This is a genomic window from Variovorax sp. PBL-E5, assembly GCF_901827185.1.
Classification (GTDB): domain Bacteria; phylum Pseudomonadota; class Gammaproteobacteria; order Burkholderiales; family Burkholderiaceae_C; genus Variovorax.
In genome coordinates, this window is record NZ_LR594671.1 from 2,383,574 (window position 1) to 2,409,221 (window position 25,648).

25 protein-coding genes are annotated in these 25,648 nt (G+C 68.2%); 17 read left to right on the forward strand and 8 right to left on the reverse strand.

Annotation, left to right across the window (positions count from 1 at the left end; all coding sequences use genetic code 11):
- Window positions 1-74 precede the first annotated feature (74 nt).
- From WDLP6_RS11625 to WDLP6_RS11635, 3 genes are all read left to right on the forward strand, one after another.
- Window positions 75-1,034, forward strand: coding sequence for a Bug family tripartite tricarboxylate transporter substrate binding protein (locus WDLP6_RS11625; protein WP_162592461.1), 960 nt, complete (start codon window positions 75-77; stop codon window positions 1,032-1,034).
- A gap of 143 nt (window positions 1,035-1,177) precedes the next feature.
- Complete coding sequence (locus tag WDLP6_RS11630; RefSeq protein WP_162592462.1) at window positions 1,178-1,726, forward strand: tripartite tricarboxylate transporter TctB family protein; 549 nt, start codon at window positions 1,178-1,180, stop codon at window positions 1,724-1,726.
- Entirely contained in the window at window positions 1,727-3,241 is a 1,515-nt protein-coding gene (locus WDLP6_RS11635; RefSeq protein WP_162592463.1) for a tripartite tricarboxylate transporter permease, read from the forward strand.
- A gap of 12 nt (window positions 3,242-3,253) precedes the next feature.
- Here WDLP6_RS11635 and WDLP6_RS11640 read toward each other — a convergent pair whose 3' ends face one another.
- Together WDLP6_RS11640 and WDLP6_RS11645 are read right to left on the reverse strand one after the other, a co-directional pair.
- Window positions 3,254-3,622 carry a hypothetical protein gene (locus tag WDLP6_RS11640; protein ID WP_162592464.1) on the reverse strand — a complete coding sequence of 123 codons (369 nt, stop codon included), beginning with the start codon at window positions 3,620-3,622 and terminating at the stop codon, window positions 3,254-3,256.
- 133 nt (window positions 3,623-3,755) lie between these two features.
- The gene (locus WDLP6_RS11645) at window positions 3,756-4,121 is read right to left on the reverse strand and encodes a hypothetical protein (RefSeq protein ID WP_162592465.1); all 366 of its coding nucleotides are present in this window, start codon (window positions 4,119-4,121) and stop codon (window positions 3,756-3,758) included.
- A 153-nt stretch (window positions 4,122-4,274) separates the two neighbouring features.
- Between WDLP6_RS11645 and WDLP6_RS11650 the strand changes: the two genes are divergently transcribed.
- From WDLP6_RS11650 to WDLP6_RS11685, 8 genes are all read left to right on the forward strand, one after another.
- Entirely contained in the window at window positions 4,275-5,792 is a 1,518-nt protein-coding gene (locus WDLP6_RS11650; protein ID WP_162592466.1) for a sigma-54 interaction domain-containing protein, read from the forward strand.
- A 222-nt stretch (window positions 5,793-6,014) separates the two neighbouring features.
- Window positions 6,015-7,211 carry a substrate-binding domain-containing protein gene (locus WDLP6_RS11655; protein WP_162592467.1) on the forward strand — a complete coding sequence of 399 codons (1,197 nt, stop codon included), beginning with the start codon at window positions 6,015-6,017 and terminating at the stop codon, window positions 7,209-7,211.
- 8 nt (window positions 7,212-7,219) lie between these two features.
- Window positions 7,220-8,026: an ABC transporter ATP-binding protein gene (locus WDLP6_RS11660; RefSeq protein WP_162592468.1), complete on the forward strand. Its 807-nt coding sequence runs from the start codon at window positions 7,220-7,222 to the stop codon at window positions 8,024-8,026.
- The gene (locus tag WDLP6_RS11665; RefSeq protein ID WP_162592469.1) at window positions 8,023-8,748 is read left to right on the forward strand and encodes an ABC transporter ATP-binding protein; all 726 of its coding nucleotides are present in this window, start codon (window positions 8,023-8,025) and stop codon (window positions 8,746-8,748) included. Before WDLP6_RS11660 ends, WDLP6_RS11665 begins: the two co-directional genes overlap by 4 nt.
- Entirely contained in the window at window positions 8,745-9,725 is a 981-nt protein-coding gene (locus WDLP6_RS11670; protein ID WP_162592470.1) for a branched-chain amino acid ABC transporter permease, read from the forward strand. Before WDLP6_RS11665 ends, WDLP6_RS11670 begins: the two co-directional genes overlap by 4 nt.
- Window positions 9,726-9,735: 10 nt before the next feature.
- Window positions 9,736-10,800 carry a branched-chain amino acid ABC transporter permease gene (locus WDLP6_RS11675; RefSeq protein WP_162592471.1) on the forward strand — a complete coding sequence of 355 codons (1,065 nt, stop codon included), beginning with the start codon at window positions 9,736-9,738 and terminating at the stop codon, window positions 10,798-10,800.
- Window positions 10,797-11,669 carry an alpha/beta fold hydrolase gene (locus WDLP6_RS11680; RefSeq protein WP_232077036.1) on the forward strand — a complete coding sequence of 291 codons (873 nt, stop codon included), beginning with the start codon at window positions 10,797-10,799 and terminating at the stop codon, window positions 11,667-11,669. Before WDLP6_RS11675 ends, WDLP6_RS11680 begins: the two co-directional genes overlap by 4 nt.
- A gap of 46 nt (window positions 11,670-11,715) precedes the next feature.
- The gene (locus WDLP6_RS11685) at window positions 11,716-12,222 is read left to right on the forward strand and encodes a DUF1993 domain-containing protein (RefSeq protein WP_162567233.1); all 507 of its coding nucleotides are present in this window, start codon (window positions 11,716-11,718) and stop codon (window positions 12,220-12,222) included.
- Here the strand turns inward: WDLP6_RS11685 and hemH are convergent.
- Window positions 12,219-13,253 carry a ferrochelatase gene (gene hemH, locus WDLP6_RS11690; RefSeq protein WP_162592472.1) on the reverse strand — a complete coding sequence of 345 codons (1,035 nt, stop codon included), beginning with the start codon at window positions 13,251-13,253 and terminating at the stop codon, window positions 12,219-12,221. The two genes, WDLP6_RS11685 and hemH, sit on opposite strands and share 4 nt — an antisense overlap.
- A 15-nt stretch (window positions 13,254-13,268) precedes the next feature.
- On the opposite strand from hemH, the gene WDLP6_RS11695 reads away from it, so the two are divergent.
- Window positions 13,269-13,994: an HAD-IA family hydrolase gene (locus WDLP6_RS11695; protein ID WP_162592473.1), complete on the forward strand. Its 726-nt coding sequence runs from the start codon at window positions 13,269-13,271 to the stop codon at window positions 13,992-13,994.
- A gap of 57 nt (window positions 13,995-14,051) precedes the next feature.
- Here the strand turns inward: WDLP6_RS11695 and WDLP6_RS11700 are convergent, their stop codons facing one another.
- Both WDLP6_RS11700 and WDLP6_RS11705 read right to left on the reverse strand, forming a co-directional pair.
- On the reverse strand, window positions 14,052-15,752 hold the full coding sequence (locus tag WDLP6_RS11700; protein WP_162592474.1) for an FAD-dependent oxidoreductase: 1,701 nt from the start codon (window positions 15,750-15,752) through the stop codon (window positions 14,052-14,054).
- A 61-nt stretch (window positions 15,753-15,813) separates the two neighbouring features.
- Window positions 15,814-17,031: a cytochrome P450 gene (locus WDLP6_RS11705; protein WP_162592475.1), complete on the reverse strand. Its 1,218-nt coding sequence runs from the start codon at window positions 17,029-17,031 to the stop codon at window positions 15,814-15,816.
- A 191-nt stretch (window positions 17,032-17,222) separates the two neighbouring features.
- Here WDLP6_RS11705 and WDLP6_RS11710 point away from each other — a divergent pair, with 191 nt between their 5' ends.
- Window positions 17,223-18,431 (forward strand): ABC transporter substrate-binding protein, encoded by a 1,209-nt coding sequence (locus tag WDLP6_RS11710; RefSeq protein WP_162592476.1) that lies wholly within the window; start codon window positions 17,223-17,225, stop codon window positions 18,429-18,431.
- Window positions 18,432-18,500: 69 nt separating this feature from the next.
- Here the strand turns inward: WDLP6_RS11710 and WDLP6_RS11715 are convergent, their stop codons facing one another.
- From WDLP6_RS11715 to WDLP6_RS11725, 3 genes are read right to left on the reverse strand one after another with little or no spacing between them, the layout of a single operon-like run.
- Window positions 18,501-20,483, reverse strand: a complete 1,983-nt coding sequence (locus WDLP6_RS11715; protein ID WP_162592477.1) for an oxidoreductase — start codon at window positions 20,481-20,483, stop codon at window positions 18,501-18,503.
- Window position 20,484: 1 nt separating this feature from the next.
- Window positions 20,485-21,216: an SDR family NAD(P)-dependent oxidoreductase gene (locus tag WDLP6_RS11720; protein WP_162592478.1), complete on the reverse strand. Its 732-nt coding sequence runs from the start codon at window positions 21,214-21,216 to the stop codon at window positions 20,485-20,487.
- Window positions 21,213-22,067, reverse strand: a complete 855-nt coding sequence (locus tag WDLP6_RS11725; protein WP_162592479.1) for an SDR family NAD(P)-dependent oxidoreductase — start codon at window positions 22,065-22,067, stop codon at window positions 21,213-21,215. Before WDLP6_RS11725 ends, WDLP6_RS11720 begins: the two co-directional genes overlap by 4 nt.
- Window positions 22,068-22,210: 143 nt before the next feature.
- Here WDLP6_RS11725 and WDLP6_RS11730 point away from each other — a divergent pair, with 143 nt between their 5' ends.
- From WDLP6_RS11730 to WDLP6_RS11745, 4 genes are read left to right on the forward strand one after another with little or no spacing between them, the layout of a single operon-like run.
- Window positions 22,211-22,993 (forward strand): ABC transporter ATP-binding protein, encoded by a 783-nt coding sequence (locus WDLP6_RS11730; protein WP_162592480.1) that lies wholly within the window; start codon window positions 22,211-22,213, stop codon window positions 22,991-22,993.
- The gene (locus WDLP6_RS11735; RefSeq protein ID WP_162592481.1) at window positions 22,993-23,706 is read left to right on the forward strand and encodes an ABC transporter ATP-binding protein; all 714 of its coding nucleotides are present in this window, start codon (window positions 22,993-22,995) and stop codon (window positions 23,704-23,706) included. Before WDLP6_RS11730 ends, WDLP6_RS11735 begins: the two co-directional genes overlap by 1 nt.
- A gap of 14 nt (window positions 23,707-23,720) precedes the next feature.
- On the forward strand, window positions 23,721-24,593 hold the full coding sequence (locus tag WDLP6_RS11740) for a branched-chain amino acid ABC transporter permease (RefSeq protein ID WP_162567244.1): 873 nt from the start codon (window positions 23,721-23,723) through the stop codon (window positions 24,591-24,593).
- Between the two features lie 41 nt (window positions 24,594-24,634).
- The gene (locus tag WDLP6_RS11745; RefSeq protein WP_232077037.1) at window positions 24,635-25,639 is read left to right on the forward strand and encodes a branched-chain amino acid ABC transporter permease; all 1,005 of its coding nucleotides are present in this window, start codon (window positions 24,635-24,637) and stop codon (window positions 25,637-25,639) included.
- Window positions 25,640-25,648: the final 9 nt, after the last annotated feature.

Genomic DNA, 25,648 nt, shown 5'->3' on the forward strand with positions numbered 1-25,648 from the left:
CAACTGACAGGGCGGCGGCGCATCATAGCGGCGATCAGGTTCTGGTCAGGTTTGATTTTTCGAAGGAGACACGGATGCGCAGAGACACTTTCCTTAAATCGCTGGCCGCGCTCGCGGCCACCGGTTCGTTGCCACTCTCGGCCTGGGCCGCGGCCAACGTCAAGATGATGATCCCGGCCAACCCGGGCGGCGGTTGGGACACCACCGGCCGCGCGCTGGGCAAGGCCCTGACCGACGGCAAGCTGGCCGATACCGTCACCTACGACAACAAGGGCGGCGCCGCCGGAGCGCTGGGGCTGGCGCAGTTCGTGAACGGTTCCAAGGGCGACTCGAATGCGCTGATGGTGATGGGCGCCGTGATGCTCGGCGGCATCATCACCGGCAAGCCGCCGGTGAACCTGTCGCAGGCCACGCCGATCGCGCGCATCACCAGCGAATACAACGTGTTCGTGCTGCCGGCCGCCTCGCCGCTGAAGACCATGAAGGACGTGGTCGAGCAGCTCAAGAAGGATCCGGGCAGCGTGAAATGGGGCGGCGGTTCGCGCGGCTCCACCGAGCACATCGCGGCGGCGATGATCGCGCAGAAGGTCGGCGTCGACCCGTCCAAGATCAACTACGTCGCCTTCCGCGGCGGCGGCGAGGCGACGGCGGCCATCCTGGGCGGCAACGTCACCGTCGGCGGCAGCGGCTACAGCGAATTCGCGGAGTACATCCATGCCGGCAAGATGAGGGCCATCGCGGTCACCTCCGGCACGCGGCTGCCCGGCATCGACGTGCCGACGCTCAAGGAGCAGGGCATCGACGTCGAGATCGGCAACTGGCGCGGCGTCTATGGCGCGCCGGGCATCACGGCCGAGCAGCGCAAGGCATTGACCGACATGGTGCTGGCTGCGCTCAAGACCCCGGCGTGGAACGAGGCGCTGAAGAAGAACGACTGGACGCCGGCCGTCATGTCGGGCGACGCCTTCGCCAAGTTCGTCGATGACGAGTTCGCGAGCCTGCGCGCGACGATGGCCAAATCGGGAATGGTCTAAGCCCACCCCCAGTCTTCGCGCACTTCGTGTCGCTTCGCCAACCCCCTTGCAGGGGGCAACACCTGCGGCCCGGCAGAGCCGGATCCGCGGTGTTTCTGGAAGGGACAGGCGGCACCTCGATTGCTTTTTGGAGCACAGAACAAATGACAACAAGCTCGAACCCTCCGGTCGGGGCGTCCGCTGACACGCCAGCAGCGCTCTGGCCGCAAACCCTGGTCGGGGTCGGCGTTCTGGTCGTGGGCCTGGCGCTCGCGTTCGGCGCGATCGGCATTTCGTCCGAGGCCGGCTACGGCGGCGTCGGGCCCAATTTCCTGCCGTGGCTGGTGGCGGTCGCGCTCACCGTGTGCGGTGCGTGGATCGTCTGGGAGGCCCGCACCGGCGGCTTTCGCGAGATGGATGCGCCTTCGGGCGCGACGCACAGTGACTGGGCCGGCTTCGTCTGGGTGTCGGCGGGGCTGCTGCTCAATGCGGCGCTGATCACGACGCTCGGCTTCGTCCTCAGCTGCACGCTGTGCTACCTGCTCGCGGTGCAGGGCCTGCGCCGGGCCAGCGGGCAGGGCGGCGTGAATGCGCCGCGCACCTGGCTTGTCGACTGCGTGACAGGCCTCCTGATCTCGGCGCCGGTGTTCTGGACTTTCACGAAATTCCTCGCCATCAACCTGCCAGGCCTGAGCGCCACGGGGTGGATCTGAATGGATATCTTCAATGCATTGATGCATGGCTTCGCGCTGGCGATCACGCCGGCGAACCTGCTGTGGTGCCTGGTCGGCTGCGCGCTCGGCACGGCGGTCGGCGTGCTGCCCGGCATCGGGCCGGCGGTGGCAGTGGCGATGCTGCTGCCGATCACCGGCAAGGTCGACGTCACGGCCTCGATGATCTTCTTCTCGGGCATCTATTACGGCGCCATGTATGGCGGCTCGACCACGTCCATCCTGCTGAACACGCCGGGCGAAACGGCCAGCATGGTGACGGCGATGGAGGGCAACAAGATGGCCAAGAGCGGCCGCGCGGGCGCGGCGCTCGCGACCGCGGCCATCGGCTCCTTCGTCGCCGGCACGATCGCGACCGTGATCGTCACGCTGTTCGCGCCCTTCGTGGCCGACTTCGCGGTCAAGCTCGGGCCGCCCGAGTATTTCCTCTTGATGCTGCTGGCCTTCACGACCGTGAGCGCGGTGCTCGGCAAGAGCACGTTGCGTGGCATGACGGCGCTGTTCGTTGGCCTGGCCGCGGGCTGTGTCGGGCTCGACCAGATCTCGGGCCAGGGCCGCTACACCGGCGGCGTTCCCGAACTGCTCGACGGCATAGAGATCGTGCTGGTCGCGGTCGGCCTGTTCGCGGTGGCCGAGGTGCTGTATGCGGTGCTCTACGAAGGCAAGGTCGTGGAGGCACAGAACAGGCTGAGCCGCGTGCACATGAGCGCGCGCGACTGGAAGCGCTCGGTGCCGGCCTGGCTGCGCGGCACGGCCATCGGCACGCCCTTCGGCTGCATTCCGGCCGGCGGCACCGAGATCCCGACCTTCCTGAGCTATGCGACCGAGAAGAAGCTGGCCAAGGGCGAGGCCCGGTCCGAGTTCGGCACGGCGGGCGCGATCGAAGGCGTGGCCGGTCCCGAAGCCGCCAACAACGCGACGGTGACGGCGGCGCTGATTCCGCTGCTCACGCTCGGCATCCCGACCTCGAACACCACCGCCATCCTGCTCGGTGCCTTCCAGAATTACGGCATCCAGCCCGGGCCGCAGCTCTTCACCACCTCGGCCGCGCTGGTGTGGGCGCTGATCGCCTCGCTCTACATCGGCAACGTGATGCTGCTGGTGCTCAACCTGCCGATGGTCGGGCTCTGGGTCAAGCTGCTGAAGATTCCGAAGCCGCAGCTCTATGCGGGCATCCTGATCTTCGCGACGGTGGGCGCCTACGGCATGCGCCAGAGTGCGTTCGACCTGTTCCTGCTCTATGTGATCGGCGTGCTCGGCGTGCTGATGCGGCGCTTCGACTTTCCGACCGCGCCGGTGGTGGTGGGCATGATCCTCGGGCCGCTGGCCGAGGCCCAGCTGCGCAACGCGATGTCGATCGGCGAGGGCAGCGCGGTGGTCTTCTTCCAGCGGCCGATGTCGATCGTGCTGATCGTCATCGTGCTGGCCGTCATGATCCTGCCGCGCGTGGCCCGGCGGATGGGCGAGCGCAAGCTGCGGGCGGTGAACGCGGGCTGAGCGCCCGACGCATCAATAGACCGTGAGCGAGGAGAGCGGGCGCGGGCCGTAGGGAAAGCGCTCCGCCTTGCCGGCTTGCTTGCGCGCCGTCTGGAGGATCTTTCGGATAACGACCGTCCAGAGGAAGACCTGCATCAGCAGCAGATCCAACGCCAGGATCATGCCCTGGTAGTGGTGTCTTGCCGGCACAGTGATGAGGGCGCCGTAGAAGAGAAGCGCCAGCACGCAGAAGGGTTTGAACCAGCGCGCCCGGCGCGTGCGTGCAAGCCTGAGCACACTCGGAACGCCAGGGACTTGCCGTTGTTCCCGACCCAGTGCTTCCGCTTCCTGAAGGAAAGGAACGAAGACGAGGTTGAAGGCGATCAGCAGCAGTGTGTCCATGATGGCGTTCCGAGTGGCTAAGGGATGCGTGACAGCAAGCAGAGGCAGTGTCGTGCGCGCCACCGTTTTTCGCATCGCTCGCAGGAGCCAATGGCCCGGTCGCGACGGGCCAATCCCGACCGGCCGCCGTGACTTATTTCGCTGGCGGAGCGTCCGCCGGCAGCACGATGGTCGCGCGCCCGTCGCGCGAGGTCGTGGCATCGGAGCCGCTCGATGGCGGCGTCGCGCCTGCCGGGCTGACGATGACCGCGCGGCCGTCGGGTGTGGGTGCCACGACATCCGTCGCCGGGCCACCGCGTGCGCGGTCCAGCGCCTGGCCCGCATTGCGGATACAGCCTTCGCGTGCGGGCGCGGGCAGGCTGCCGTTGTTGCAGGCCGCGATCTCGCGCTCGTAGCGCTGCTGTGCCTGCGCGAGCTCGGGTGCCGGCTGGGCATGAGCGGCGGCCGCCATCAGCAGTGCAGCGGCGAGGCCCGTGGCCTGAAGACGGAATCGATGCATGGCGCAAGCTCCGGTCGGTGGACAAGAAGGCATGTTGCCGCTGCACGGGCGCCCACGGTGTGCGAAGCCGGAGCGTGCCGGGGTAGGTGGGCGGCGCATTGTCCGGTCGCGACTCAGTGCGGCGCCGGGCTTTGCTCGCGCTACGATCCAGCCATGCCAGCCGCCACCGCCGTTCAACCCGCACTGCCTCTCGACGCCGATGGCATCCTTGCACTTGCCGCGCGCTCGATGTTTCATTTGTTTTCCAGCATCAGCCAGGGCATGTTCCTGGTCGATCGCGGCGGGCGCATCGTGTGGGTCAACGAAGGCTACCGCCGGTTCCTGCCGGCGCTCGGCTTCTCGTCGATCGACCAGTTCCTCGGCCATCTGGTGGAGGACGTGATCCCCAACACGCAGATGCGCCGCGTGCTGGAGACCGGCGAGGCCTTCCTGATCGACCTGCTCACCAACAAGGCCGGCACCTTCGTCGTCAGCCGCATTCCGCTGCGCGAGGAGCGCGAAGGCGCGGTGGGCGAGGTCATCGGTGCCATCGGCATCGTGCTGTTCGACCATCCGGAGACCACGCTGCAGCCGCTCATCAGCAAGTTCGCGCTGCTGCAGCGCGACCTCGACGATGCGCGGCGCGAGCTCGCGAGCCAGCGCAACAACCCGCTCTACCAGCAATCGGCCGACGGGCAGCGGCGTTCCAAGTACACCTTCGCGAGCTTCATCGGCAGCAGTCCGGCGGCGGTCGAGGTCAAGCGCCATGCGCGGCGCGCGGCGCAGTCGTCCAGCCCGGTGCTGCTGCTCGGCGAGACCGGCACCGGCAAGGAGCTGCTGGCGCATGCGATCCATGCGGCCTCGGCACGCGCAAAGAAGCTGTTCGTCAGCGTCAACATCGCCGCCGTGCCGGACACGCTGCTCGAAGCCGAATTCTTCGGCGTCGCGCCCGGCGCCTTCACCGGCGCCGATCGCAAGGCGCGCGAAGGCAAGTTCAAGCTGGCCGACGGCGGCACCCTGTTCCTCGACGAGATTGGCGACATGCCGCTCGGCCTGCAGGCCAAGCTGCTGCGCGCGCTGCAGGAGGGCGAGATCGAACCGCTGGGCTCGAACAAGCTGGTGCCCTTCGATGCGCGCCTGATCGCCGCGACCTCGCGCGACCTCGCGGCACTGGTGCGCGAAGGGCGTTTTCGCGAAGACCTGTACTACCGCCTCAACGTGCTGCCGGTGCGCGTGCCGCCGCTGCGCGAGCGGCGCGCCGACATCCCGGCGCTGGTCGAGGCGCTGGGCGAGGACATGGCCCTGCGCAGCGGCGAGGCGCCGCCCGAACTCACGCCCGATGCGCTGGCGCTGCTCGCCGCGCAGCACTGGCGCGGCAACATCCGCGAGCTGCGCAATGTGCTGGAGCAGGTGACCATGCGCAGCGACTCGCAGCGCATCGACGCGGCGCAGCTCGAGCGCATCCTGCGCGAGGCCGGCCTGGAAAAGATCGCTCCCGCCGAGCCGCCGCCCGCCGACCCCGCGCAGCCATCGACCACGCTGCTGCGCCCCCTCGCACAGCAGATCGCCGAACTCGAACGCAAGGCCATCGCCGCCGCGATGGCCGCCACCAGCGGCAACAAGCTCGCTGCCTCGCGCCTGCTCGGCATCTCCCGCGCAACCCTCTACGAACGTCTGGAAAACCCTGACTGAACAACAGGCAGATGTCTGAAAATGAGGCAATCTGACTGTCTCCCCCTCAGCCACGCCAAGCGAAGCAACGCCATTCGTGAAACACCGCGGATCCGGCTCGGCCGGCCCGCTGGTGTTGCCCCCGGTAGGGGGTTGGCGTAGCGACGCGAAGTGCGCGAAGCCTGGGGGCGAGCTGGTACAGCTTTTGCAGTATTCAGCCATCATCTTCAGGAGACAAAACAAATGCATCGTCGCCACGTCGTCGCCATTGCAGCGATCGCCACCCTCGCCGCGTCCGCCTTCACCGCACCGGTCTGGGCCCAGTCCAACGACATCCGCATCGCCCACATCTACAGCAAGACCGGCCCGCTCGAGGCCTACGGCAAGCAGACACAGACCGGCCTCATGATGGGCTTCGACTACGCGACCGGCGGCACCATGATGGTCAACGGCCACAAGCTGGTCGTGATCGAGAAGGACGACCAGGGCAAGCCCGATCTCGGCAAGTCGCTGCTCGCGGCGGCCTATGCCGACGACAAGGCCGCGCTCGCGATCGGCCCGACGGCCTCGGGCGTCGCGCTCGCGATGCTGCCGGTGGCCGAGGAGTACAAGAAGATCCTGCTGGTCGAGCCCGCGGTGGCCGACTCGATCACCGGCGACAAGTGGAACAAGTACATCTTCCGAACCGGCCGCAACAGCTCGCAGGATGCGATCTCCAACGCGGTGGCGGTCGACAAGCCCGGCGTGACGATCGCGACGCTGGCGCAGGACAACGCCTTCGGCCGCGACGGCGTCAAGGCCTTCAAGGATGCGATCAAGAAGGCCAAGGTCGTGCACGAGGAATACCTGCCGCCGGCCACCACCGATTTCACCGCCGGCGCGCAGCACCTGATCGACAAGCTCAAGGACCAGCCGGGCCGCAAGATCATCTGGATCGTCTGGGCCGGCGCGGGCAACCCGTTCAAGATCGTGGACCTCGACCTCAAGCGCTACGGCATCGAGATCTCCACCGGCGGCAACATCCTGCCGGCGATGGCGGCCTACAAGAGCCTGCCCGGCATGGAGGGCGCGGCCTACTACTACTTCGGGATTCCGAAGAACCCGGTCAACGATGCGATGGTGTCGATGCACTACAAGGAATTCAAGTCGCCGCCGGACTTCTTCACGGCCGGCGGCTTCTCGGCCGCGATGGCGATCGTGACCGCGCTCAAGAAGACGGGCGGCGACACCGGCACCAACAAGCTGATCTCGACCATGGAAGGCATGAGCTTCGACACGCCCAAGGGCAAGATGACCTTCCGCAAGGAAGACCATCAGGCGATGCAGAGCATGTACCACTTCAAGATCAAGGTGGACCCGGCCTTCGCGTGGGGCGTGCCTGAACTCGTGCACGAGATCAAGCCCGAAGAAATGGACATCCCCATCCGAAACAAGCGCTGAGCCGGCGCATGCTGGAGACGCGCGGACTCACCGTTCGCTTCGGCGGCCACATCGCGGTCAACGATGTCAGTTGCAGTTTTGCACCCGGCACGCTGACGGCGATCGTCGGGCCGAACGGCGCGGGCAAGACCACCTACTTCAATCTGATCTCGGGTCAGTTGAAGGCGAGCGCGGGCACGGTGTCGCTCGACGGCCAACTGCTCTCGGGCCTGCCGGCCTCGGCGCGCACGCGGGCCGGGCTCGGGCGGGCGTTCCAGTTGACCAACCTGTTTCCGCACCTCACGGTGCTGGAGAACGTGCGGCTCGCGGTGCAGGCCACGCGCGGGGGCGCGCACCGGCGCGGGCTCAATCTGTGGAGCATCTGGAGCGATCACCGCGCGCTGACCGAGCGCGCCGATGAACTGCTCGCGCAGATCAACCTCAAGGCCAGGGAGCATGCAGTCGTCGCAAGCCTGCCGCACGGCGACCAGCGCAAGCTGGAAGTGGCGTTGCTGATGGCGCTCGAGCCCAAGGTCTTCATGTTCGACGAACCGACCGCCGGCATGAATGCTGCCGAGGCGCCGGTGATCCTGGACCTGATCCGCAAGCTGAAGCAGGACAAGCGCAAGACCATCCTGCTGGTCGAGCACAAGATGGACGTGGTGCGAGAGCTCGCCGATCGCATCATCGTGCTGCACAACGGGCAATTGGTGGCGGATGGCGAGCCTGCAGAGGTGATCGCGTCACCCATCGTGCAGGAGGCTTACCTTGGGGTCGCGAAGGAGGCGGCCCCCATCCCAACCTTCCCCCAGAGGGGGAAGGAGCAAGACACATGAGTGCGAATCTGCTCAGCCTCGAGGGCGTGCACACGCACATCGGGGCGTACCACATCCTGCATGGCGTCGACCTCGCCGTGCCGCGCGGCCAGCTCACGATGCTGCTGGGCCGCAACGGCGCGGGCAAGACCACCACGCTCAGGACCATCATGGGCCTGTGGCTTGCATCGCAGGGCCGCGTGCGTTTCGGGGATACCGACATCACGGCGCTGCACACGCCGCAGATCGCCGGGCTCGGCATCGCCTATGTGCCGGAGAACATGGGCATCTTCTCGGACCTCACGGTCAAGGAGAACATGCTGCTGGCCGCGCGCGGCGCGAGGCATGCCGAGCAGCTGGACGAGGCGCGCCTCGCATGGATCTTCAAGCTCTTCCCGGCGGTGGAGAAGTTCTGGAACCATCCGGCCGGCAAGCTCTCGGGCGGACAGAAGCAGATGCTGGCCGTCTCGCGCGCGATCGTCGAGCCACGCGAGCTGCTGATCGTCGACGAACCGAGCAAGGGCCTTGCGCCCGCCATCATCAACAACATGATCGACGCCTTCGGCGAACTCAAGCGCAGCGGCGTCACCATCCTGCTGGTCGAGCAGAACATCCACTTCGCCCAGCGCCTGGGCGACACGGTGGCCGTGATGGACAACGGGCGCGTGGTGCACAGCGGCAGCATGGCGGCGTTCTCGGCGGACGCGCAACTGCAGCAGTCGCTCTTGGGGTTGGCGTTATGAAGATCGAGTTCGACTGGAAGCCCTTGCTGCTCGTGCCGGTCATCGCGCTGATCGCGCTGCCGCTCACCGGCTCCGCATCGACCTGGCTCACGCTCACCGTCGCGGGCCTGGCGATGGGCATGATCATCTTCATCATCGCCTCGGGCCTGACGCTGATCTTCGGGCTGATGGACGTGCTCAATTTCGGCCACGGCGTCTTCATCGCGCTCGGCGCCTTCGTCGCCAGCAGCGTGCTCGGTGCGATGGGCGACTGGACGGGCTCGGGCGAACTCTGGCGCAACCTGGTCGCCGTCTTTCCCGCGATGCTGGTCGCGATGGCAGCGGCCGGCGCGGTCGGCCTCGCCTTCGAGCGCTTCATCGTGCGGCCGGTCTATGGCCAGCACCTGAAGCAGATCCTCATCACCATGGGCGGCATGATCATCGGCGAGGAACTGATCAAGGTGATCTGGGGCCCGGCGCAGATTCCGCTGCCGCTGCCCGAGGCGCTGCGCGGTTCGCTGTTCGTCGGCGATGCGGCGATCAGCAAGTACCGCCTGCTGGCGGTGGCCGTCGGCATCGTGGTGTTCGGCCTGCTCGCGTGGACACTGGGCCGCACCAAGATCGGCCTCCTGATCCGCGCCGGCGTGCAGGACCGCGAGATGGTCGAGTCGCTCGGTTATCGCATCGGTCGGCTGTTCGTCGGCGTGTTCGTGGTCGGCAGCGCGCTGGCCGGATTGGGTGGCGTGATGTGGGGCCTGTTCCAGCAGAACCTGGTGCCGCAGATGGGCGCGCAGGTCAATGTGCTGATCTTCATCGTCATCATCATCGGCGGCCTGGGCTCGACCACCGGCGCGCTGATCGGTGCCTTGCTGGTCGGCCTGATGACCAACTACGTCGGCTTCCTGCTGCCCACGGCGACGCAGTTCGCGAGCATCTTCCTGATGGTCGCGGTGCTGCTGTGGCGCCCGCAAGGCGTCTACCCTGTGGCGAACAGATGAGCGGATGATCATGCTGAAGCGTCTCCTGTCCAACGACCTGCCGCGCAGCCGCGTGCTCGCGGTGCTGCTGGTCGCGCTGGTGCTCGGACTGGCGTTCGCGCCCTTCATCTTTCCGGGGGTGAAGGCGCTCAGCGTTGCAGCGAAGGTGCTGGTGTTCATCGTGCTGGTCGCGAGCTTCGACCTGCTGCTGGGCTACACCGGCATCGTGAGCTTCGCGCACACCATGTTCTTCGGCATCGGCGCCTACGGCATCGCGATCGCGGCGACGCGGCTGGGCGCGGGGTGGGGCGCGATGGGGGCCGGGCTCGGCGCGGCGCTGGCACTGTCGCTGGTGCTGTCGCTCGCGATCGGTCTCTTCTCGCTCAGGGTGCGCGCGATCTTCTTCGCGATGATCACGCTGGCGGTGGCCTCGGCCTTCCAGACGCTGGCCTCGCAGCTTTCCGCCTTCACCGGTGGCGAGGACGGCCTGACCTTCAAGCTGCCGGAGCTGATCTCGCCGAGCTTCGAGTTCCGCGAGGATCCGTTCCTGGGCGTCTCGCTCGACGGCCGGCTGCTGTGCTACTACCTGCTCTTCGTGGTCGCGGTGGTGCTGGTGCTCGCGTTGCTGCGCATCGTCAACTCGCCCTTCGGCCGCGTGCTGCAGGCGATCCGCGAGAACGAGTTCCGCGCCGAGGCGATCGGCTACCGCGTGGTGGTCTATCGCACGACGGCGTCGGTGCTGTCGGCGCTGTTCGCGACGCTGGCCGGCGCGATGCTCGCGATCTGGCTGCGCTACAACGGGCCGGACACCTCGCTGAGCTTCGAGATCATGATCGACGTGCTGCTGATCGTGGTCATCGGCGGCATGGGAACGATGTATGGCGCCGTGGTGGGCGCGGTGCTCTTCGTCGTCGCGCAGAGCTACCTGCAGGATCTGCTGCGTCTGGCGAGCGAATCGGCCAGCGCGCTGCCTTGGCTGGCGGCGCTTCTCTCGCCGGACCGCTGGCTGCTGTGGCTGGGCGTGCTGTTCGTGCTCTCGGTCTATTACTTTCCGACCGGTGTCGTCGGACGACTGAGGGCGAGGAGCTTGCGATGAATAGGCCGACATCGAATTTCGTGCAGATCGCCGGACGCGAGATCCACTGGATGGATTGGGGCGAGCGCGATGCGCCGGTGGTCGTCGCCTGGCACGGCCTGGCGCGCACCGGCCGCGACATGGACGAACTCGCCGCGCATTTCGTCGCGTGCGGCTATCGCGTGATCTGCCCCGACACCCTCGGACGCGGGCTGAGCCAGTGGAGCCCGGCGCCGGACGACGAGTACCAGCTCTCGTTCTACGCGCGGCTCGCCGCCGGGCTCTGCGATGCGCTGCAGCTCGCGCGCGTGCACTGGGTCGGCACCTCGATGGGCGGCGCGATCGGCATGGTCTGCGCGTCGGGCCTGGCCGAGCCGTCGATGAAGCCGCGCATCGCGAGCCTGGTGCTCAACGACACCGCGCCGCAGATCGCGGCATCGGCCGTCGAGCGGATCCGCGCCTATGCGGGGCAGCCGCCGGCCTTCGACACGGTGATGGAACTCGAAGCCTTCTTCCGCACGGTCTACAAGCCCTACGGCTGGCTCAGCGACGCGCAGTGGCGCCGGTTGACCGAGACCTCGGCACGCCGGCTTCCCGACGGCCGCGTCACGCCGCATTACGACCCGGCGATGGTGCGGCAGTTCAGCGCCCATCCGGAGGACTACGCGATCTGGCAGCACTACGACGCCATCGAAGCGCCCGTGCTGCTGCTGCGCGGGGCCGAATCCGACCTGGTGCTGCGCGAGACGGTCGAAGCGATGCATCGCCGCGGGCCGGGCGCGAAGGGGCGCTTCGAGGCCTTCGAGGTGCCGGGTTGCGGCCATGCACCCGCGCTCAACGTACCGGAGCAGCTCGAAAGGGTGTCCGGCTTCGTTCAAGCGAATTCTTGAGCGGCGCGCGACAATCGCGCCCCTTCCATTCCAAAGAGAGATTCCCATGGCGCTGTCGCTGTACGAGGCTTCCATTCCGGTTTTCATTCGCGGGCTCGGGCAGCTCTCGCATGTGCTCGACAAGGCGCTGGCCCATGCGGGCGCGCAGGGCATCGATCCGGCAACCTTCGTCGCCGCGCGCCTGGCGCCCGACATGCTGACGCTGGCCGGCCAGGTGCAGACCGCGAGCGACGCCTCCAAGCTCGGCGCCGCGCGCATCGCGGGCATCACCGGCCCGAGCTTTCCCGATACCGAAACGCGCTACGAAGAGCTGCAGGCCCGCGTCGCGAAGACGGTCGAATTCCTGCGCACGGTGGACCGCGCGCTGATCGACGGCCACGAAGACCGCGCCGTCGTCATCAAGGTGCGCGGCACCGAGATCCAGTTCACCGCCGAGCGCTATCTGCTGCAGTTCGCGCTGCCCAATTTCTTCTTCCACGTGACGACCGCCTACGACGTGCTGCGCCACAGCGGCGTGCCGCTCGGCAAGCTCGACTATCTCGGCCGTCTCTAGGAGGAACGCTGTGTGGGCCAGCCGCTCAGGTGGCGTTCCGCGATCGCGGCCAGCGCCGTGATCCAGGCCGGGCTGTCGTTGAGGCAGGGGATGCAGTGGAATTCCTTGCCGCCCGACTGCAGGAAGGCGTCGCGGCCTTCCATCGCGATCTCTTCCAGCGTCTCCAGGCAGTCGGCCGGAAAGCCCGGGCATATCACGTCGACGCGTGAGACGCCGGCCGCGCCGAGCGCTCGCAGCGCGGGCTCGGTATAAGGCTCGAGCCACTTCGCGCGCCCGAAGCGCGACTGGAAGGTGACGCGGTACTGCGAGGGCTCGAGCTTCAACTGCCGGGCCAGCAGGCTTGCCGTGGCGAGGCATTGGCGCTGGTACGGATCGCCCAGGCGGATGTTGCGCTCGGGAATACCGTGGAAGCTCATCAGCAACTGGTCGGGCCGGCCGCTCTGTTGCCAGTGGCGGGTCACGCTCTGCGCGAGCGCCTCGATGTAGAGCGGCTCGTCGTGGTAGTGGCTGACGAAGCGGAACTCGGGCAGCCGCCGCACGCGGGCCGACCATGCGTTGACCGCATCGATCACGCTGGCGGTGGTGGTCGCCGAATACTGCGGATAGGCCTGCAGCACCAGCACGCGCGTGACGCCTTCGGCCTTGAGCGCATCGAGCTGCGCCGCGATCGACGGCTGGCCGTAGCGCATGGCGTCGCGCACCGTCACGCGATGGCCGCGCTCGCCCAGCCATCCGGCCAGCAAGGTGGCCTGTTTCCGGGTCCAGACCTTGAGCGGCGAGCCCTCGGCGGTCCAGATGCCCGCGTACTTGGCGGCCGACCTGGCGGGCCGGGTGCGCAGGATGATGCCGTGCAGGATCAGCGCCCACAGCGCGCGCGGAATCTCGACCACGCGCGGGTCGCCGAGGAACTCGGCCAGGTAGGGGCGCACGGCACGCGCCGTTGCTTCGTCGGGTGAGCCGAGGTTGCACCAGAGCACCGCAGTGCGCTCCTGGGGGCTCTCGGGGGCGGGCGGTTCGGCGCGAAAGGGCATGCGATATTCTCGGTCATGGATTCCGCGACCCTTGATCCCCTGGCCCTCGACGTGCGGCGCATCGCTGCGATCTCGCTCGATCTCGACGACACGCTGTGGCCGATCTGGCCGACCATCGAACGCGCCGAGCGCGCGCTGCACGCATGGCTGTCGCGCGAAGCGCCGAAGACGGCCGCGCTGCTGCTCACGCCCGGCATGCTGAGCGAGTTGCGCGAAGCCACCGCCAAGGAGCGCTCCGACCTGGCCCACGATCTGAGCGCGTTGCGCCGCGAATCGATCCGCACGGCGCTGCGACGCGGGGGCGAAGACCCGGCGCTGGCCGATCCCGCCTTCGAGATCTTCTTTGCCGAGCGCCAGCGCGTGACGCTCTACGACGACGTTCTGCCGGCGCTCAAGTGGTTGAGCGAGCGCTATCCGCTGGTCGCGATCTCGAACGGCAACGCCGATGTCCATCTCACGGGCGTCGGCCGCTGGTTCCGCGCCGCCTTCAATGCGCGCGCCTTCGGCAGCGGCAAGCCGCATGCGCCGATCTTTCGTGCCGCGGCGGCGTCGGTCGGCCTGTTGCCGAAGGACGTGCTGCACGTCGGCGACGACGCGGCGCTCGACGTGGTCGGTGCGCTCGATGCCGGCATGCAGGCCGCCTGGCTGGTGCGCGACGAGCGGCCGTGGGAACACGGCGCGCGCCCGCAGTTGATCGTGCCGAATCTGCACGCGCTGTGCGTGGCGCTCGACACGGCCTAGACACCACCACACCACGTTGTCCGCCCGCAAGGATCGGTGGCCGGCCTGTCGGGCGTGTCAGGCTGCGGCCGCCTCCTCCTCGATCACCGCAGTCCGTGTCCGGGTGCCGGCCATGTGGCGCGCGGCGATGTAGCCGAAAGTCATGGCCGGGCCGATGCTGCTGCCGCCGCCGGGATAGCGGCCGCGCATCATCGAATTCATGTCGAGGCCGGCCGCATACAGCCCTTCGATCGGGTTGCCCTGCGGCGTCAGAACCTGCGCCTGGCCGTTGGTCTCCAGGCCGCCCACCGTGCTGAGATCGCCGGGATGGAGCGCGACGGCGTAGTAGGGGCCGTTGCCGATGGGGGCGATCCCCGGGTTGGGCGCATGGGTCTGGTCGCCCCGGAAGCGGGAGTGCGCATCGGCCCCCTTGCCGAACTCGGGGTCTTCGCCGCGAGCGGCGCCCTCGTTGAAGCGCCGCACCGTCGCTTCGAGTTCGGCCGGGTCGATGCCGATCCGGCCGGCGAGCTGCGCGAGCGTCGGGGCTTCCACGAGGTAGCCGGCATCGATGAGCGCACGCGCACTGAAGGGGGCAGGGCGCGCCAGGCCCAGGCCATAGGTGCGCAGGAAGTCCCGATTGGCGATCAGATGCGCGGTCGTGATGCCGCGCCGGTGCATGGTGCCGACGAAGCTCTGGTAGGACGTGCCTTCGTTGACGAATCGATGCCCATCCGGACCCACCGCGATGCAGCCGGGCATGGCGCGGTCGATGAAGATGTGCGGATACCTGACCATGCTGCCGTCGGGCTTGCGCAGCACCGACACCGGCGTCCAGATGCAATCGCCGGCATGCGCGGGATCGTGCATCCCGCCTGCGCTGCGGCCCAACCGCACGCCATCGCCCACGTTGCCTTCCGGCTGCAGCGAGTGGTGATGTTCCGCGAAGGGGATGTGCTTCCTGCGCATCTGTTCGCTGGCGCCATAGCCGCCGGTCGCCAGCAGCACGCCGCAGCGTGCGGCGACGCGGATGCGTTGGCCCTCGTGCTCGATTTCCGCGCCGGTCACGCGTCCGTCCTTCAGCGTCAGTTCGAGTGCGGGCGAGTTCTTCCACAAGGTGACGCCGGCCTGGATGGCGGAATGAAACAGGCGCGCAGCCAGCGCGTTGCCGTTGACGATGCGGGTGCCGCGGCCGTGCTGGAGCTTGTCCAGCATGAAGCGTCGCATGACGCCCGCGGTGTGCCTGAACCCTGCCCAGGTCTTCAAGGCGTGCCGCATCGGGTGGATGTCGGCGCCTTCGATCTGCATGCTGCCGAACAGCATGAGCTGCGGCAATGGCATCCGCAGATCGGCGAGGCGATGGCCCAGCAGGCGGCCGTCGAAGGCCTCGGTCAGCAGCGAGCGGCAGCGCGCGGCGCCCGGCAGCTCGGACTCGTAGTCCGGCAGCGGGAACGGTTTGAAGCGCACCTGCGAATTCCGTTCCATGAACTTCAGCATCGCGGGCGCGTTGTCCAGGTAGCTCGCGACGAGGTCTTCCCGGTAGGCATCGCCCAGCACGCCATGGAGATAGGTCTCGGCGGCCTCGCGGGAATCGTCCAGGCCGATCTGTTGCATGACGTGGTTGCACGGGATCCACGGCGCGCCGCCGGAGTAGGCGGTCGTGCCGCCGAAGAGCGCGGTCTTCTCGATCACGAGCGTCTCCAGACCCGATTGACGCGCGGTGATGGCCGCGGTGAGGCCGGCGGCACCGCTGCCGATGACGAGGACGTCGGTTTCGATCATGGTGAAAGTCTCCTGGCGAACGATGGGAAGCGGCTTGGGCCGCTCGACGGCCCGTTGGCGCTCACGCCGGCACGATGCGCATCGGCAACTTGTCGAGCGTGCGCATCTGGTTGATCGGGCGATAGGTGGCCGGCGCGGTCAGTTCCATGCGGGCCACGCGGCGGCTCAGTGCGCCGATCAGTGCTTCGGATTCCTGGCGCGCGAGCATCTGGCCGATGCAGGCATGAATGCCGTGGCCCAATGCCACGTGGTTGCCGGCGAGGGCAGGGCGATCGACATCGAAGCGCTCGGCCTCCGGGAATTGCCGCGGGTCGCGGTTCGCGGCACCCATGAAGACGCCGATCTTCGTGTCGGCGTTCAGGCGCACGCCGGAGAGCTCGGTTTCCCCGCGCGTGGTGCGATAGGTCACCTGGAACGGTGTCTCGTGCCGGATGCCTTCCTCGAAGGCCGCCTTGACCTTCGCGGGCTCGCTGCGCACGCGCTCCCATTGGGCCGGGCTCTTCGCCAACTGGTGCAAGGTGAAGCCGATGCCCGCGATGGTCGAGTCGGTGCCGCCGCCCACGAAGCTGCGCACCACGTTCGAGGCAATGCCTTCATCGAGCTCGCCCGCGTCCTCCGCGCGAAACAGGAGCTCGGCGATCGAGCCGGGGATCACGCCCTGGCGCGACACGCTCTCCTCGAACCATGCGAGATAAGGTTGCGCGGCCTCCATCGCGCGCTCGTAGAGCGCGTTGCGCGGGCCGCTCTGGTTGAAACGCATCTCGCCAATGGCCAGCGTCTCGGTGCGCGGCAGGCGCACGCCGACGGCCGCCGGAAAGGCTTCCAGAATAAAACGTTCGGCGCAGTCTTCCACACCGTCGAATTCGCGCCGCGCCAGCAACTCGTCCACCAGCGCCTCGGCCTTGCGGTCGAAGCCTTCCTTCCACTTGCGGATGACCAGCGGCGAGAGCAGGCGCGTCACCACCGATCGGATCTTCGTGTGGTCCGGCGGATCGGCTTCGAGCAGCCGGCTCGGTATGCGGAACTCGCCCGGCCTGCGGATGTCCTGGATGCCGATGCCGCCGGCATTGGTGAAGCGCGCGTGGTCCGACAGCACCGTCTTCGCTTCCGCGTGACGGCCCACGGCGTAGATGCCGTGCGGCTGGATGTAGGCCGCCGGCCCCGCTTCGCGCAGCGCTTCATGGAACGGATAGGGATCGCGCAGGACCTCGATCGAATAGGGATCGATGTCCAGCACGGGCGCTTCGCGCAACGCGACGGCTTCGGCGTTGGAGGTCATGCACAGGCTCCTGACGTGGGAAATGCGTCGAGTTTGGGGTTTGCCCTAGGCGCCGTCTGTCCCCTTACCGGGGACGGGACGCGCCTTGAGATTCCGTGGCGGCGTGCGCTGTCACGCGGGATGGGGACAGACGTTCCGTCCGCAGCTTGATTTACTCGCGCCCATCCATCGAACGACTCAGGAGACACAACATGCGCGCTTCCCTCCTTGCCCTCGCGGCCTCCATCGCCCTCGCATCCGGCGCGGGGGCGTATGCCCAGAAGAACTACGGCCCCGGCGCCAGCGACACCGAGATCAAGCTCGGCCAGACGGTGGCGTACAGCGGTCCCGGTTCGGCCTACGCGATGGTCGGCCGCATGTCGGTGGCCTACTTCAAGATGCTCAACGAAACCAGGGGCGGCATCCACGGACGAAAGATCAATCTGCTGTCCGTGGACGATGCCTACAGTCCGCCCAAGACGGTGGAGGGCACGCGCAAGCTGGTCGAGTCCGATCAGGTGCTGGCGATGGTCAACTCGATGGGGACGGCCGCGCAGACCTCGGTGCAGAAGTACCTCAATGCCAAGCAGGTGCCGCAGGTGTTCTTCTATGCGTCGAGCCCCGGCCTGCACGACGCCAAGGCCACGCCCTGGACGGTGCCGTTTTCCTTCGCCTACGACATCGAAGGGTCGATCTACGGAAAGTATCTGGCCGAATCGAGGCCGCAGGCCAAGATCGGCGTGCTCTACCAGAACGACGATGTCGGCAAGTCGTACATGCGCGGCTTTCGCAAGGCCCTGGGCGACAAGCAGCGCAACATCGTCAAGGAAGTCAGCCAGGAGATGAGCGACCCGACCGTCGATTCGCAGATCCTGCAACTGCAGGCCTCGGGCGCCGACGTGCTGGTGGCGTTCACCTCGAACAAGGCGCAGGCCCAGGCGATCAGGAAGGTGGCCGCGATCGGCTGGAAGCCTTTCTACATCGTGCCCTATGTCTCGAGTTCCATCACCGGCGTGCTCGCGCCGGCCGGCCTCGACAACGCGGTGGGCCTGGTGTCGAGCTACTGGTTCAAGACGCCGTCCGATCCGACCTGGACCCAGGACAAGGCGATGCAGGAGTACCTGGCCTTCTTCAAGAAATACCTCCCCAATGACGATCCGGGCGACACCACCTCGGTCTACACCTACATGGGCGCGCAGCTCACTGCGCTGGTGCTGGAGCGCTGCGGCGACAACCTCACGCGCGAGAACTTCCTCAAGCAGGTGCAGGGCCTCAAGGATGTGGAACTCGGCATGCTGCTGCCGGGCATGAAGATCAACTTCAGTGCCGACGACTACTACCCGATCCGCCAGGCGCGCCTGGCGCAGTTCGACGGCAAGTCGTGGAAGCCGATGACGGAGCTGATCACGATCGAGCGTTGATGGCGGAAAGGATCTCCAGGAAAAAGGCCGCATGCGCGGCCTTTTTCCTTGTGCGAATGTCCGGCCGATTCAGGCCGTCGCCTGCGCCTCGCGAAACCCCTCGAGCACCGCATCGTCGACTTCGCGCGGCGCCACGCAATCGCCGATGCGGCGCACGGGCAGGCCGCGCGCGCTCAGCTGGTGGTAGAGCGCATCCTCGCTGGTGCGCTGCATCGACAGCACGACCGTGTCGGCTGCCAGCGCCTCGGCCGCACCGCCGAGCGTGCTGCTCAGAATGGCGTGGCCCGGCGCGATGCTGTCGACCCGGGTCGAGGCGCGCATCGCGACCCCGGCTTCGGTCACGCGCGGCATCAGCCATGGCCAGTCGAGCGTGGCTTCGAGCTTGTGCCCGAGCATCGCATCGGCGGTGACCACCGTGACCTCGCGCCCCGTGGCCGCCAGCAATCGCGCCAGGCCCAGCGGCAGGTAGTCGCCGTTGTCATCCACGATCAGCACGCGCCGGCCGCAGACCGGGAGCTGGTCGAGCGCCGAGAGCACATCCATCACGTGCGGCAATTCCGCGCCAGCCATCGTGTCTCGGTCGGTGCGGAACATCGAGCGCCCGCCGGTCTGCCAGCGCGCGCCCGTGGCCACCACGACCTCGTCGGCACCGGCGGCTGCGACCGCCGCGGCCGTGGCCTCCCGGTGCAGGACGATCTCCACGCCCCGTCGCCGCACCGAGGCTTCCAGGTCGTCGACCAGGAAGTTCCACGATGCGTAGTCCGGCAACAGGCCGGCCTTGCGGATCTGGCCGCCGAGCTGGCCGCTGCGCTCCCACAGCGTGACGCGGTGCCCGCGCGCCGCCGCGGTGTCCGCGAACTTGAGGCCGGCGGGGCCGCCGCCGATCACCAGAACCCTTCGTGCGCCGGCGGGCGGCTTGATGACGACGGCCGCGCCGAATTGCAGCTCGCGGCCGGCCACCGGGTTGACGGTGCAGCTCACGTTCTGTCCGAGCCGGCGCCAGCAGCCCTGGTTGGCGCCGACGCAGCGGCGCGTTTCTTCGGCGCGGCCCTGTTGCGCCTTGCGCACGATCTCGGGGTCGGCAATGTGCGCGCGCACCAGGCCGACGAGGTCCGATTGCCCGCGCTGCACGATCTCCGCCGCCTTCTCGATGCTGCGCACCGAGCCCTGGATCAAGAGCGGAATGCGGCCCGCCAACGCCGCGCGCACCGGCGCTGCGCCGGCGGCGAGCGGCGCGGTTTCTCCGCTCGATTGCGGCGGCACGAGTTTGTGGTTCTGGTGGTAGTCGGTGTGCGAGAGGCACACGTAGTCGAAGAGCCGCGCCTGTTCCAGCAACTGCACGACGCGGACGGTCTCGCGCGGCGTGGTGCCGGCCTCGCCGAGGTATTCGTCGAGGCTCAGCTTGATGCCCACGACGAACTCGCTGCCGCAGCGCTGGCGCACCGCCTTGCCGATCTCCAGTGCCAGCCGCGCGCGGCGCTCGGTGTCGCCGCCCCAGGCATCGTCGCGCCGGTTCCAGTAGGGCGACAGGAAGTTGCTGACGAGATAGCCGTGCGAGCCGTGGATCTCCACACCGTCGCCGCCGCCTGCCTGCACGTTGGCGCAGGTGGCCGCAAAGCCGGCGATCACCTCGCGGATGTCTTCTTCCTCCATCGGCTTGGGCATCGCGCGGTGCACGGGCGAGGGCAGCGGCGAGGGCGCCATCACCGCGCCCCAGTGGTCGATGTCGTCGGTGCGCCGCGTGCCGCTGGCGCCCATGTGCGTGACCTGCACGAACACCGGAACGCCGTGTCGCTTGCTGGGCTGGACGAAGGCCTGCACCGCATCGGCCCAGGCCGGTTCCCAGGGCGAGACGCCCGCGCGCGCGCTGGCCGGGTGCACGTGAAAGCCATGCGTCACGATCAGGCCGACGCCGCCGCGCGCGCGTTCGGCCAGGTAGGCGCCATAGGCCGGCGGCGGCAGGCTCACCTGGTGCGCGGGCAGGTAGATCCGGTTGCGTGTCTGCACGGGGCCGATGCGCACCGGCTCCCACAGCGCGTCGAGCGGGTTCATTTCAGGAGAAGCACATGCCGCCGTTGACGTCCAGTACCGCGCCGGTGGTGAAGCTGGCGCCGCGCGAAGCCAGGAAGGCGGCCGGCCAGCCGATCTCTTCCGGCTGGCCCAGGCGCTGCATCGGATACTGGTCGACGGTGAAGGGTTGCTTGGCCGAGAGCAGCAGCGGCGTGAGGATCGGGCCCGGCGCCACGCCGTTCACGACCACGCCGGAGGCCGCAGCCTGCCGGGCGAAGTAGCGCACCAGCGCCGAGAGGCCGCCCTTCGATGCCGCATAGGCCGGCTCCACGGCCAGGGTCGATCCGGCATTGCGTGCGGCCATCGAACTGGTCAGCACGATGCGGCCGCTGCCGCGTTTCATCATCCCGGGCAGCACGGCGCGCAACAGGTTGACCGGGCCCTTGACGTTGACGGCCATGGTGCGTTCGAACAGCGCTTCCCATTCGTCGCCGCCGTCGAGCCAGTCGCCCTTGACGTAGTAGCCGCTCGTGTCGATCAGCGCGTCGATCTCGCCGATGTCCTTGAGCAATGCGTTGACGTCCTCGCGTTTCGTGTTGTCGAGCGAGGCGGCGCGGGCCTTCAGCTCCTCGGCCAGCGCGGTCGGCGCCGTGAGGTCGGCGATGAACAGTTCGGCGCCCAGCGCCGCGCAGACGCGTGCCGTGGCGCCGCCGATGGCGCCGCCCGCACCGGTCACGAGGATGCGCTCGCCGCGCAGGTCGAAGAGGTTTTTCATGGTGTGTGTCCTTCAGGAGAGTGAGGGGGTGTGCCGTACGCGCCGGCCTCGAGCAGCGCGCGCGAGCCGAGGTCGGCGCCGTTCCAGCGCGTGAAGAAGCCGGCGGCGCTGCCGCCGTCGACGGTCATCACCGAGCCGGTGACATAGCTGGCCGCATCGGACAGCAGGAAGAGGCCAGGGCCGGCCTGTTCTTCCGGCCGGCACAGGCGTCCGAGCGGGTTGCGGTCCACCATCGCGTACTGCAGGTGGTCCGACGGGATGTTGGCCTTCAGGAGCGGCGTGTCGACCACGCCCGGCGCGAGCGCGTTGACGCGCACGCCGAAGCGTCCCCATTCGATGGCCAATGCGCGCGTGAGGCCGATCACGCCGTGCTTGGACGCGCTGTAGTGCGCGCGGCCCGCGTGGCCGCCGAGGCCATCGATCGACGCGACCGTGACGATCGCGCCGCGCTGCCGCGCCACCATGCGCCGGCCCACCGGCTGGACCGAGCGGAACATGCCGGTCAGGTTGACGTCCAGACAACGCGTCCAGAGTTCGTCGGGCATCGTATCGGCGGCGGAAGGTGGCGAGATGCCGGCGCAGGCGACCATGCCGTCGATCTCGCCCATCTGTTCCTCGACGCGCACGACGGCGGCCTCGCAGGCGGCCGCGTCGCGCACGTCCAGCGTCTGGGCGATCGCCCGCGCGCCGAGGTCGCGCAGTTCGGCGGCGACGTTCGCGGCGCGTTCGGCCACGGCATCGACCACCGCGACCCGGGCGCCGCCGCGCGCGGCTTCGATGCCGATCGCGCGGCCGATGCCGCTGCCGCCGCCGGTGATGAAGATCAGGCGGCCCTGCAGTCCGTAGTCCATGGCGAACACCTCCACATGGGATTGAGTGCGCCGAATGTGGCAGCGAGCGCGCGGGGCGTCTGTCCCCATGGCAAGGGACAACGCCGCGTCTGTACCACGCGCAGGGGACTGACGGTCCGGCGCGCCGCCCGAATACTGCGGCCATGTCTTCACCCTCCGATGTCCTGCTGCGCGTGAGCCAGCTGTGTGTCCGCTTCGGCGGCATCGTCGCGCTTGATGGCATCTCCTTCGATGTGCGGCGCGGTCAGATCTGCGGGCTGATCGGTCCCAACGGGGCAGGCAAGACCACGCTCTTCAATTGCCTGAGCCGCCTCTACACGCCGGCCTCCGGCGCCATCACTTTCGATGGCATCGATCTGCTGGCCCAGCCGCAGCACGCGATCGCGGCCGCGGGGATCGGCCGCACCTTCCAGAACGTGGCGCTGTTCCCGGCCATGACGGTGCGCGAGAACGTGATGGTCGGGCGCCACTGCCGCACCGGCACCGGCTACCTCGCCAATGCCTTCCGTCTGCCTGCCGTGCGGCGCGAGGAGGCCCAGGTGCGCGAGCGCACCGACGGCGTGATGCGCCTGCTCGACCTTGCCGAAGCGGCCGAGACGCCGGTGAAGAACCTGTCCTTCGGCACGCGCAAGCGCGTCGAGATGGCGCGTGCGCTGGTGGCCGAGCCCCAGCTGCTGCTGCTCGACGAGCCGGCGGCAGGCCTCAATCACGAAGAGGTGGATGGCCTGCGCCAGCTGATCGTGGACGTGCGCGACCGGTTCCGCGTCACCGTGCTGCTGGTGGAGCACCACCTCAATCTCGTGATGCGCGTGTCCGACCAGGTGGTGGCGATGAATTTCGGCCGCAAGATCGCCGACGGGCCGCCGGCCGAGGTGCAGGCCGATCCGGAGGTGGTGCGCGCCTACCTGGGAACGGAGACCGCCTGATGGCCGCGCTGCTGGAAGTGAAGAACCTCGAGGCCTTCTACGGCCCGACCCGCGTGCTCAAGGGCATCGGCTTCGAAGTCGCCGAAGGCGGGATCACCACCCTTCTCGGCGCGAACGGCGCGGGCAAGACCAGCACGCTGCGCGCGCTCAGCGGACTCATCCGCCGCACCGGCGAGATCCGCCTTGCCGGCCAGCGCATCGACGGCCACAGCACCGAGAAGATCGCCGCGCTCGGCATGGCGCACGTGCCCGACGGACGCGGCACGCTGGTGAACATGACGGTGGAAGAGAACCTGCGCGTCGGCGCCTACCTGCGCCGGCGCAAGGCGGAGGTGGACGAAGGCATGGAGCGCATGTTCGGGTACTTTCCCAGGCTGCGCGAGCGGCGTCAGCAACAGGCCGGCACGCTCTCGGGCGGCGAGCAGCAGATGCTGGCCATCAGCCGGGCGCTGATGCAGCGGCCCCGGCTGCTGCTGATGGACGAGCCCTCGTTCGGCCTCGCGCCGCTGATCATCCGCGAGATCTTCGACATCATGCGCGTCGTCAACCGGCAGGAGGGCGTGGGCATCCTGCTGGTCGAGCAGAACGTGGCGCGCGCGCTCGACCTGGCCGACCACGCGTGGCTGCTCGAAACCGGCAGCACCGTGATCTCCGGGACCGCGAAGCAGTTGCGCGACGACGCGCAGATCCGCCGTTCCTACCTCGGCTTCTGAGAAGGACCCATTCCATGTACAGCCTGCTGCAACAGATCGCCTCCGGCATCGCCATGGGCGCGATCTACGCCTGCCTCGGCCTGGCGCTGGTGATGATCTACCAGTCGACCCACCACATCAATTTCGCGCAGGGCGAGATGGCGATGTTCTCGACCTTCATCGCCTTCCTGCTGCTCAAATGGGGGCTGCCGTACTGGGCCGCGGCGATCGCGACCCTGGCCTTCGGCTTCGTTGCCGGCTTCGCCATCGAACGCCTGGTGCTGCGGCCCCTGGGGGACGTTCCGGAGCTGTCGGTCATCGTCGTCTTCATCGGCCTCTTCGTCGGCATCAATTCGCTGGCGGGATGGATCTTCGGCCACCAGCTGGAGCCCTTCCCGAGTCCGTTCCCCGAAAAGGTCTTCGGCGGCAGCACGCTGATCTCGGGCCACGAATTCGGCACCGTGGTGGTGGTCCTCCTGGTGATGGCGGTGCTGTATGCATTCCTGCGCTTCACCAGGATCGGGCTCGCGATGCGCGCTTCGGCCGAGAACCCGGTGTCCTCGCGGCTCGCCGGCATCCCGGTCTCGTGGATGCTCTCGCTGGGCTGGGGCCTCTCGGCGCTGATCGGCGCGGTGGCGGGGCTGATGGTGGCGCCGGTCGTCTTCCTCGAGCCCAACATGATGGGCGGCGTGCTGATCTACGCCTTTGCGGCGGCGCTGCTCGGCGGCATCGACAACCCCTGGGGCGCGGTGGCCGGCGGGCTGATCGTGGGAGTGATCGAGAACCTGGCCGGGACCTATGTGGTGGGCACCGAGCTCAAGCTCTCGCTGGCCCTGCTGCTGATCGTCGGCGTGCTGCTGGTGCGGCCCTCGGGCATCTTCGGCCGCAAGCTGGTGGCGAGGGTCTGAGCATGTCGGCATTGCCTCTTTCAAGCGAGCAGCCCTCCACCTTGGTCCCGCCATCCACCCGCGCCGCGCGAAGCTCGTGGCGAGCGCTCGCCCTGGGCGTGCTGGCTCTCGCGGCGCTGGCCGTGCCCTTCGCGCTGTCCGACTACCGCATCTTCCTTGCCACCATGACGCTGATCACCGCGATCGGCGTGCTCGGGCTCAACATGCTGGTGGGCTACAACGGCCAGCTCTCGCTGGGCCACGGCGCGCTGTATGCGCTGGGCGCGTACGTCACGGCGGTGCTGATGGAGCACGCCGGCTTCGCGTGGTGGGCCACGCTGCCGGTGTCGGCGGTGGTGTGCTTCGCATTCGGTTTCCTGTTCGGCTGGCCTGCGCTGCGCCTGAAGGGCCACTACCTCGCGCTGGCCACCTTTGCACTCGCGCTGGCCACGCCGCAGCTGCTCAAGCACAAGGCGCTGGAGCCCTGGACCGGCGGGGTGCAGGGCATCGCGCTGATGAAGCCCGACGCGCCCTTCGGGCTCAAGCTCTCGTCCGACCAGTGGCTCTACCTCGTGGTGCTGGCCGTGGCGGTGCTGATGTTCCTCTGCGCGTGGAACATGCTGCGGGGCCGGCTCGGCCGGGCCACGATCGCGATACGCGAACAACCGATCGCGGCGTCCGCCATGGGCATCAACGTGCCCTATGTGAAGGCGATGACCTTCGGCATCAGCGCGCTCTACACCGGCGTGGCCGGCTCGCTCGGTGCGATCGCCACGGCCTTCGTCGCACCCGACAGCTTCGGCATGTTCGTGTCGGTGTTCTTTCTCGTGGGCGTGGTGGTGGGCGGCCTCGGCACGATCTCGGGCGCGCTGGTGGGCGCGGCCTTCATCCAGTTCATTCCCAATGTCGCCGACCAGATCTCGAAGTCCGCGCCTTCGGCCATCTTCGCGGGCTTCCTGATCCTGTGCATGTTCCTGATGCCGCAGGGCTTCGTCGGCCTGGTGAACAGCAGCCTGCGCCGCCTGGCCGCGCGACGTGCCGGCGAACGTCCCCGTCGAGGGGACTGACGCGCGCAC